The organism is Paenibacillus tepidiphilus (genome assembly GCF_008635795.1).
In the GTDB taxonomy this organism is placed as follows: Bacteria; Bacillota; Bacilli; order Paenibacillales; family Paenibacillaceae; genus Paenibacillus_AQ; species Paenibacillus_AQ tepidiphilus.
Genome location: NZ_VWRQ01000017.1, coordinates 156,273 through 163,206 on the forward strand (window position 1 = coordinate 156,273; position 6,934 = coordinate 163,206).

General features: G+C 58.8%; 8 protein-coding genes. All 8 read left to right on the forward strand.

Annotation, left to right across the window (positions count from 1 at the left end; translation table 11 throughout):
• Positions 1-22: 22 nt before the first annotated feature.
• The 8 genes from F1379_RS20890 (at position 23) to F1379_RS20930 (ending at position 6,728) form a co-directional block, all read left to right on the forward strand.
• The gene (locus F1379_RS20890) at positions 23-2,527 is read left to right on the forward strand and encodes an O-antigen ligase family protein (RefSeq protein WP_162551229.1); all 2,505 of its coding nucleotides are present in this window, start codon (positions 23-25) and stop codon (positions 2,525-2,527) included.
• 269 nt (positions 2,528-2,796) lie between these two features.
• A complete protein-coding gene (uptA, locus tag F1379_RS20895) occupies positions 2,797-3,411 on the forward strand; it encodes an undecaprenyl phosphate transporter UptA (protein WP_150273536.1) in 615 nt (204 codons plus the stop codon).
• Complete coding sequence (locus F1379_RS20900) at positions 3,411-3,974, forward strand: thioredoxin family protein (protein ID WP_150273538.1); 564 nt, start codon at positions 3,411-3,413, stop codon at positions 3,972-3,974. The genes uptA and F1379_RS20900 overlap by 1 nt, the downstream gene beginning before the upstream one ends.
• A 4-nt stretch (positions 3,975-3,978) precedes the next feature.
• Positions 3,979-4,611: an MBL fold metallo-hydrolase gene (locus F1379_RS20905; protein WP_150273540.1), complete on the forward strand. Its 633-nt coding sequence runs from the start codon at positions 3,979-3,981 to the stop codon at positions 4,609-4,611.
• Between the two features lie 169 nt (positions 4,612-4,780).
• A complete protein-coding gene (locus F1379_RS20910) occupies positions 4,781-4,987 on the forward strand; it encodes a hypothetical protein (protein WP_150273542.1) in 207 nt (68 codons plus the stop codon).
• A gap of 59 nt (positions 4,988-5,046) precedes the next feature.
• Positions 5,047-5,589 carry an RNA polymerase sigma factor SigY gene (gene sigY / locus F1379_RS20915; protein ID WP_420850519.1) on the forward strand — a complete coding sequence of 181 codons (543 nt, stop codon included), beginning with the start codon at positions 5,047-5,049 and terminating at the stop codon, positions 5,587-5,589.
• The gene (locus F1379_RS20920) at positions 5,573-5,899 is read left to right on the forward strand and encodes a DUF5345 family protein (RefSeq protein ID WP_150273545.1); all 327 of its coding nucleotides are present in this window, start codon (positions 5,573-5,575) and stop codon (positions 5,897-5,899) included. Before sigY ends, F1379_RS20920 begins: the two co-directional genes overlap by 17 nt.
• Before the next feature lie 448 nt (positions 5,900-6,347).
• Positions 6,348-6,728 (forward strand): ATPase, encoded by a 381-nt coding sequence (locus tag F1379_RS20930; protein ID WP_150273549.1) that lies wholly within the window; start codon positions 6,348-6,350, stop codon positions 6,726-6,728.
• The last annotated feature ends 206 nt before the right edge of the window (positions 6,729-6,934 follow it).

The following is a 6,934-nucleotide window of genomic DNA, read 5'->3' on the forward strand; positions in this document are numbered from 1 at the left end:
GTGCGGAGGCTGGGCGTGTGCAATGTTAAAAGCACCTGAACGGTTATGTATCCGGATGGCGGAGCGGAATTTCTTGAGGATGGCAACGCTCTTTCTGCTCGGCTGTCCGTTCCTGTTCCAGCTGATGTATGCGCTGCAGCTGTTCCGCAGTCCGGTGTCACTGCTAGGTACCTGGCATGAACTGCTGCGCTGGGGGCTGTACGGCAGCTTTGCCGTCATTGCATACTGTTGTGCGCAGACAAGACGGGGAGGACGCCTGCTTGTGCTTCTCTGGAATCTGACCGGCATGCTGCTTGGCGTCAGTGCCTTGCTGGCTGTATGCGGGGGGCTGAATCTGCCATATGCCGTTGCTTACAGCGCCTCCCCGGCAGTCAGCGCCACAGGCGCCAGACTGGCGGGCGTGCTGGAATACCCGAATGCCTTCGGCGCAGTCATGGCCGTCTTTCTGCTGGAGAGCCTGTTCGCCGCCGCAGCCGCGGTGGATGCAGGCGGTGAGGCAGCGAAGAGAGGCCGGACAAGGGTGGCTGGAGGAAGTAGAGCTGCTGAGGCGCGGGGATTGGCCGGAATAGGACAAAGCAAGGAAGCGGGGACGGATGCAGGCGGAGCGGCAGCGAAGAGCGGCCGGACAAGGATGGATGGAGGAAGTGGGGCTGCTGAGGCGCCCGGATTGGCCGGAATAGGGCAAAGCAGGGGAGCGGAGACGGATGCAGGCGGAGCGGCAGCAGGGAGCGGCATGGCCAGAGCGGAAGACGGGCAAGCCGTCTCGATAAAATCGCGATGCGCAGCAGTGAGGGGCTGGGCTGCCCGGTGCGGAGCCGGGCCGGCCTGGAAACGCCGGAGCCGCTCCACGCTACCGGGAGCAGCCCCGGCAGAGGCGGCACTGCGGCTGCGCCTGCTGCCGCTGTTCCCGTATGCCGCCGCGCTGCTCCTCAGCGAGTCGCGCGGCGCGTGGCTGGCCGCGGCCGCCGCCTGCGCGGCCGCCCTGCTGCGGCAGCCGCGGCTGCTCGCGCCGCTGCTGGCCGCAGGTGCAGCGCCGCTCCTGGCCGCGGCGCTGCTGTACCGCCAGCTGGCCGCGGCCCTGCTGGCGGCGGAGCCTTGGCCCGGCCTCGCGCTGCTGGCCGGGCTGTGGGCCGCCGCGTGGCTGGCCGGCCTGTGGCTGTGCCGCCGCCGGCAGCGTGCGGCGGGCAGGGCCGGGGCCGCCGTGCTGGCAGCGGCGGTGGCAGGCTGGGCGGCTGCGGGCGCCGCCGCCCTGTGGCAGGTGCGCGAGCGGATCAGCGGGCCGTCTCCGACGGCCGGCGCTCGCGGGCTGCTGTACCGCGACGCCTGGCGCCTCGCGGGGGAAGCACCCTGGCTGGGGCGCGGGGGCGAGAGCTGGCGCAGCCTGTACCTGGCTGCGCAATCCCGTCCCTATGTGGGCAGCCAGGTGCACAGCGGTTACCTGGACACCCTGCTGAACCTGGGGGTCACAGGGCTGTCGCTGACCCTGCTCATGCTGCTGGCCGCAGGGTGGCTGTGCGCGCAGGCCGGGCCGCGGCTCCTGGCCCCGCTGCTCGTCATTGCGCTCCATGCGGCAGTCGATTTCGACTGGAGCTATGGGCTGATCTGGCTGCTGCTGTTTATGCTGCCCGCAATGGCCCGCGCCGGGCGGATCGGAACTGGCGACCAGCGGGACAGCGCCGGCAGGCCGCCCGCTCAAACCGTTCCTCCAGAACAACACCTCCCGGCAGCGCCGGGCAGACCAAGCGTTGTCATGGCTCAGGCAGACTTGCCGGTGGTACCTCCTGCTGCACCGGGCTATCAGGCATCGCCTGACATACTGGACATCCCGGCTCCCAAGGCGGGTCAGCCGCCCGGGTTCCGGGGGATCGTCCCCATCCGGGCTGAGCGCAGCTTGCGTAAGGAATACGGCTCATTCATTGCTGCCCTGAGTGCCTGCAGTTTATGTCTGCTGCTTGCGCTGTGTTCCCTGCGGGCGCTGCTGGCCGCCGGAGACTACCGGGAGGCACTGCGGACGACAGAGCCGGAGCACCGGCAGGCGCTGCTGCTGCAGGCCAGGGAGCGCAATCCGCTGGACCCGATGATCGTCCTGACCTTGTCCAGGACGCTTCCGGCAAGTGAGGGGGTGCCCATGCTTCAGGCTGCACTGGCGGCTTCGCCGGTGAACGCCGCCTTGCAATGGGAGGTGGCCGGAAGATACCTGCAGGGGAATACCCCGGGGAGGGGGCTGCAAGAGATCCGGCAGGCGCTGGCGCTGGACCGGTACAATGCCGCCAAATGGCAGGAGGTTATCGCAGCCCTTTTGACCCGGAGCGAACGTAAGCTGGCGGCGGAGGATTTCGCCGAGGCAGCGGCCGACGCTTCTGCCGGCCGGGAATTGCTGCGGCAGTACCGGCTGCTGGCGGGAGCCGTAGCCCGTCAGGGGCAGCGGCATAACGACCGCCGCTTTGCCGCCGGCGGCCCGGCCGAGGCGCTTCAGCTGCGTCTGGACAAGCTCCCGGGTGTATATGTATATAAACCTGAAGAATAACGGGGCGGACAGCTGTGCCGGTCCGGTCAGGACAAGAGATGTGGTCTTCGGTTTACATCCGGCCGCTCCCGGATATATCTGCCTGCGGTAGGTCACCCAGCGGCATAAGGATTCTCTCCTGCGCATAAATCCGTCAAGTAGATGTATTACGGCCGCGTATGCTAGAATAGTCTAGGATAAGCTGGTACATAGAGCGTAGGGCAGCGCCGGCGCAAACACCTGAGCATAGATTTGCTGCACGGCGCATTAAACGGGAGGAGGAGCTGCAGGTGCATTTTTTTTCTGATCTGGTCTCGCAGCTGTTTGAATGGATTCAGAGCCTGGGCTATTTCGGGATTATGATCGGACTGATGATTGAGGTAATACCGAGTGAAATTGTGCTGGCATACGGCGGTTTTCTGGTCTCGCACGGCGATATCAATTTCTTCGGAGCGGTCCTCTTTGGTACAATCGGCGGAGTGATCGCCCAGATTTTCGTTTACTGGATTGGTCGATATGGCGGCAGGCCGGTGCTGGAGAGATACGGAAAATATATTTTTATCAAGAAGCATCATATTGATCATGCGGAAGACTGGTTTAATAAATACGGCACCGGTGTTATATTTACCGCCCGTTTCATTCCGGTGGTCCGCCATGCCATTTCCGTACCGGCGGGAATCTCGCGTATGCCGCTGGGCAAATTTACAATGCTGACCACGTTGGCTGTTATTCCGTGGAGCGCACTTTTTGTATACCTTGGATATACCCTTGGCGACCGATGGGAGACCATTGATGAAGTTGCCGCCAAATACACCAATGAACTCATCCTTGGCGCCATTGGCCTTATTGTGGTCTATTTTGTATTCAAATGGTACAAATCCAAAAAGAAAGGTAGTGCAGCATAATGCAGAATGTAGCCGCCAAATTTGGCCAAGGCCTGACTCCGCGCCAATTCGTGGAGAGCATGACCAAGAACCAGCAGGCTTTTGAGGGCTGGTACGAGAAGTTTGCCTGGGAGAACGACAGTGACCGCGAATTTTTTGAAAGTCTGAATCACCGGGACGATCTGCGTGTGCTGATTCTGGCTGCCGACTGGTGCGGCGATGTGGTCCGCAATGTGCCGGTGGTCTTCCGTATTCTGGAGACAGCCGGCATTAAGACCGAAGTGCTGATTCTGGAAGAGCATCAGGACCTGATGGATCACTTCCTGACAGGCGGCGGCCGTTCGGTTCCGGTCGTCATCTTCGCCGATACCGGCGGTTATGTGCTTGGACGCTGGGGCCCAAGACCGGCGCATGTACAGACGCTGATGACTGCCTTCAAACAGGAAAATCCGGACCGGGAAGCCGCCGATTACGATAGCAAGATTGCCGAAGTGCGCAAGGCGATGGGACAAGCCTATGGGGAAGGAACGGAATCACATGCTGTAATTGCAGCCGAGCTGCGCAGCCTGATTTCCGGATTCTAAGCGTATGCTGAATGTACGTTCCTATAACCTTGGTCCGCTCCAGACCAACGCTTATTTACTGACCGGCGCCGATCCGAAGCGCGGGGTTGTCATCGATCCCGGCATGAATCCCGCAGCGCTGCTGCGCGCGGTGCAGGATATAGAGATTGAGGCAATTCTGCTGACTCACGCCCATTTCGACCATATCGGCGGAGTGGAGGAGCTGCGCAAGCTCAAGCAATGTCCCGTATATATTCATACTCTGGAGAGCGACTGGCTGGGCAGCCCCAAGCTGAACGGCTCCCTGATGTGGCCGGATGCCTCGCCTCCGATCAGTACAGCCCCGGCGGAGTATGATTTGGCTGAGGGTCAAGTGCTGCAGCTGCTGGGACTCAGCTTCAAGGTGCTGCATACGCCCGGCCATTCCCCTGGCAGCGTAAGCTTTCTGTGCGGCAACGACCTGTTCTCCGGTGACGTCCTGTTCAAGTTGGGCGTGGGGCGGACCGATCTGCCCGGCGGGCGGGAGCGTGACCTGATTGATTCCATCCGCGGCAAGCTGTACCGGCTGGATGAGGAAGTAAAGGTCTATCCGGGCCATGGACCGCGGACAACCATCGGTTTTGAGAAGCGTAATAATCCGTATGTCCCGGCGCAATGACATTATCGGACAGAAACCGCTAAATTAAGGTGGACAAGAGACTACAAAGTTGATAGAATAGCGTTAATTAAATGTAACATTTACCTCGCGAAGCACGCAGACTGCGGATTAATCCCGGTTTGCGTTCTTTTTTTTGTCTGAATACAGATTGCCGCTGGAGGAATGATGAATGGAAAGCGACCTGAAGTTCCGGCTGGATTACGGCCATAAGCATGTCCGAGGATCAAGTGCAGGCCATTTACAGAGTAATGCTAATGTGCGGGCTGAGTCTGCTCCGAGACGTACGCTGTTCTGGAACGACCCGGAAGGCAGACGGTCGGTTCAGCCATGGAGACGCAAGCTTTGGAATTTGAAAAATAATACCGGACGCGACTGAACGATTCCATATACATAACCGTATTACAAATGTATTTACCAATGACCGGAGGGAGGGGCATGATGAGCGAGCTTGCGCTGGGAAGGATTAGACAGGCGCAGCAGGGGGACACTGCGGCGCTGGCCGCGCTGCTGCGGGAGCATTATCCTTTTCTGTACAAATATTTGGTCAAGGCGACGATGAACCCGGCGCTGGCAGAGGAGCTGGCCCAGGACACGATGGTCAGATGCATGGAAAGGATCGGCACCTATAATGGCTCGTCTGCCTTTTCCTCCTGGCTGATTACGATTGCAACCCGGCTATATATTGACCGGAAACGGCGCTGGAAGCTGGAGGCGCAGTGGCAGGAACAAGAGCAGGGCCGGCAGGCGATCCGCTGGCAGTTCGAGAGCCGCAACCTGGAGTGGAGTGAAGTGCTTGACGCGCTGTCCCGGCTGTCAACGCCGCAGCGGATGGCAGTGCTGCTTAAACATTATTACGGCTACAGCTATGATGAAGCGGGAGCTATGCTGCAGGTTCCGGCCGGCACCGTCAAATCGCGGGTAGCCGCCGGACTGGACCAACTGAGGAAGGAGCTGAGGGATGATGACGAAGCCCGGTGATGATAATCTGCTGCACAAGCTGCAGATGGAGCTTGAACGTATGGATGAGCTGTACGATGAGATTTCCCACCCGCCAGTGGCTGACATGGAACGCTTTGTAGCAGATGAGCTTCTTCGCAGACAGAGACGCCAGCGCAGGGAACTGCTGCTCTTCATTATGGCGGCTCTGGTGCTGCTCAGTATTTTCTTGGCGGTATTGGGCTACGCGCCGGTGGTCTTCTTGCTGCTGCAGGTTGCTTTTCCCTCTGCCGTGCTGCTCGGACTAGGGGCAAGACGCCTGGCCAGAAGAAAAGAAGGTGCGGAAGAATGAACGAGCTGCGGGAGGTCCCTCTCTGGTTGTGGGTCGTTGTAGCGATCATTTTGGCGGTACAGGGTTTCTGTCTGTTCCGGGATGCCCAGAAGAGAAATAAGGGAAGGGCAGCCTGGTTCTGGGGAATATGGGGTCTTACCGGTGCGCCAAGCCCTACCATTTGTTATTTGCTGTTTGTTGTGCTTCCGGATCACAAGAAGCGGGGGGAACATTATAAGTGAGGGGTTCCCGCGACCCCCTTTTTTTAAGAACAGCGCCATTCATCAGTGAAGCTTTTCGTTTCCGTTCACTTGCTGTAAATCTCTTTTCTATGAACGCTTTCGGCATTTTCAGAAATTTCCTGCGAAATTTCAATGAACGTTCCTCCTGCTGCTGGACAGGTCTAGTTTTTTCTAGTAGACTGTTGAATCAAGCAGAACGATGATAGATTTGGTCAGGAGGTAGGACGATGCTGCGTTTAGGTGAGAAGATTGTCATTGTCGCGGATGCTTTTGAACAGAGTCTTCCCATCGGAGACTACGGCTACCTGATTGCTTACGACCGCAATCCTGACAATGCGTTTGATTATGTCATTCGTGTACCTCAGGCCAACCGGAACTTCTATGTCACGGCAGAGGACATTGAAGCGGAGGAGCAATTGCTGGTAGCTGAAGCCGAGAAGGCGACGCAAGCTGCGTTGATCGATTTTGCGTTGTCGACGCATAACGAGAAGCTGTTCCATCAGCTGATGAACGGCGAGGAAGAGCCCGCAGAGAATGAGGCCTTATCCAAAGAGAATATGTCCCAGGCGGAATTCATCAAGCAAGTTAATCTCCGTGCCTGGATTTAAAATAACCTTACAAAGTGGAGCCTTTGCATACCTGCCGTTCAGGTACATCTGCGGGGACCCCGGTATATTCTCTAATAGATTGAAGCAAGCCGGCGGATGCCGGCTTTTTTGTTATGGCTTTAGCCAGTTGAGTGCGTGAAACGCGCGAAACAAAAAACCACCCGCTATGCGGGTGGAGGGACTGAGGGTTTGACCACTAAGACCAT

Excerpts from the sequence above, each read along its gene's own strand:
- F1379_RS20890 (WP_162551229.1), top strand. The coding sequence starts at position 23 with ATGTTAAAAGCACCTGAACGGTTATGTATCCGGATGGCGGAGCGGAAT.
- F1379_RS20900 (WP_150273538.1), top strand. The coding sequence starts at position 3,411 with ATGCAGAATGTAGCCGCCAAATTTGGCCAAGGCCTGACTCCGCGCCAA.
- F1379_RS20905 (WP_150273540.1), top strand. The coding sequence starts at position 3,979 with ATGCTGAATGTACGTTCCTATAACCTTGGTCCGCTCCAGACCAACGCT.
- F1379_RS20910 (WP_150273542.1), top strand. The coding sequence starts at position 4,781 with ATGGAAAGCGACCTGAAGTTCCGGCTGGATTACGGCCATAAGCATGTC.
- sigY (WP_420850519.1), top strand. The coding sequence starts at position 5,047 with ATGATGAGCGAGCTTGCGCTGGGAAGGATTAGACAGGCGCAGCAGGGG.
- F1379_RS20920 (WP_150273545.1), top strand. The coding sequence starts at position 5,573 with ATGACGAAGCCCGGTGATGATAATCTGCTGCACAAGCTGCAGATGGAG.
- F1379_RS20930 (WP_150273549.1), top strand. The coding sequence starts at position 6,348 with ATGCTGCGTTTAGGTGAGAAGATTGTCATTGTCGCGGATGCTTTTGAA.